At 47.8% G+C, this 691-nt stretch carries 1 protein-coding gene; it reads left to right on the top strand.

The window, feature by feature from the left end; all coding sequences use genetic code 11:
- Positions 1-691: PEP-utilizing enzyme (locus A3729_RS25420; RefSeq protein ID WP_255376411.1), on the top strand; the 691-nt coding region annotated here is incomplete at both ends.

A 691-nucleotide genomic window follows, 5' to 3' on the forward strand; every position in this document is an offset into this window, starting at 1 on the left:
GGTGATGTACTCGTTACAGACATGACTGATCCGGATTGGGAGCCGGTAATGAAGCGTGCTTCAGCTATCGTGACAGATCGTGGTGGCCGTACTTGCCATGCTGCGATTATTGCGCGTGAGCTCGGGATTCCTGCTGTTGTTGGTTGTGGTGATGCCAGTGATGTATTGCGCGATGGGCAAGAAGTAACCGTCTCTTGTGCAGAAGGTGATACCGGATTTATCTATGAAGGCTTACTCGACTTTGAGTTGAAAGAAAACTCTGTCGATTCGATGCCTGATATGGATTTGAAAATTATGATGAATGTCGGAAACCCTGATAGGGCTTTCGACTTCAGGGCACTGCCAAATGAAGGTGTTGGTCTGGCTCGTCTAGAGTTTATTATCAACCGAATGATTGGTGTGCACCCTAAGGCCTTGCTGAACTTTGACACCTTGCCGCCTGACCTTAAGCAAACAGTCGAGCAGCGTATCAGTGGATATGCCTCTCCGGTTGATTTCTATATCGATAAGCTGGTTGAAGGTATTTCGACACTGGCTGCGGCGTTCTACCCAAAACGTGTGATTGTTCGTTTGTCAGACTTTAAGTCTAACGAATACGCCAACCTTATCGGTGGCACATTATATGAACCAGACGAAGAAAACCCGATGCTCGGCTTCCGTGGTGCATCGCGCTATATTTCTGAAACCTTCC

Source organism: Oleiphilus sp. HI0043, assembly GCF_001634935.1.